The 507-nt window shown below is 65.7% G+C and carries 1 pseudogene; it reads right to left on the bottom strand.

The features are described 5' to 3' along the window. A pseudogene (locus tag ACTZWT_RS24380) lies at positions 1-365 on the bottom strand (IS4 family transposase); the annotation flags it as partial. Between the last annotated feature and the right edge of the window lie 142 nt (positions 366-507).

The raw sequence follows: 507 nt of genomic DNA, 5'->3' as shown, positions 1-507 counted from the left end.
CGGCTTTCCTTGTCGGCGAACGGCCGTTTGGCACACAGCCGTTTGGTGCCGCCGACGCGGCTGAGAAACACCGCATCGACAAGCCCGAGCAATGCGCCATCGGCGGCATCGACGGCGATCGTCGGGTGCAGGTTCAAGCTGCACAGCTTGCCGTCATCGCGCAGCGTCGTGGTGTCCTGGATCGCCAGAATGTGGCGGCCCTCGACCAGCCCGGCGGTGCGCGCCCGGGCATGCGCCACCATCTCCTGTGGCGTCACTCGGGGATTACGCAGAAACCGGGTGAAGCGGATCTCGCCCGCACGATCTCCGCCGACCCGGCGCACGCTGATCCCCGCGCGACCGACGTCGACCAGCCGAGCCAGCAAGCAGGCCCCCCTTTTTCCAGGCGCCGGTCACCGAACCGTCCCAAACCAACGTCCATCTGCTCCTCCTCAGATCTCGACCACTATCGAGTCAGAGAAAGCTGCCGCCCGCAACAGCCAAAGCAGATGTGTGAATGTCGTAGGG

Source organism: Rhodopseudomonas sp. NSM, from assembly GCF_052445935.1.
Classification (GTDB): domain Bacteria; phylum Pseudomonadota; class Alphaproteobacteria; order Rhizobiales; family Xanthobacteraceae; genus Rhodopseudomonas.
Note: the sequence above shows the minus strand (reverse complement) of the source record. Positions and strands in the feature narration are given on the sequence as shown.